Raw genomic sequence first — 287 nt, forward strand, 5'->3', positions numbered from 1 at the left:
AGCCCACGCCGCTGCTGACACCCCACCGTAAGCGGCCAAAAGGAACCAGGCAACAGCTTGTACGCTGATGCTGTAAAAATTCCACTTCAGCAAGAAAACATTCATCGACAGTGGAATCAACACGCGATACAGCAGGCCTCTGTACGGCAAAAACAGTGCAGGAAGCGTCAACAACGCCACTATCAGTACTACTGCAGAGATTAGGCTAACCACAGTGGTGCCTACAGCACGCAGTGGATATAAAAACCGGGTCGGTGCAGCGAAAAACGGAATAAAACCTACAGCAA

General features: G+C 50.5%; 1 protein-coding gene. It reads right to left on the reverse strand.

Features of this window, described 5'->3' with window-relative positions:
* Positions 1-287: hypothetical protein (locus QP990_RS12225; protein WP_284799437.1), on the reverse strand; the 287-nt coding region annotated here is incomplete at both ends.

It is taken from the genome of Corynebacterium sp. MSK071, from assembly GCF_030232125.1.
GTDB lineage: Bacteria > Actinomycetota > Actinomycetes > Mycobacteriales > Mycobacteriaceae > Corynebacterium > Corynebacterium kefirresidentii.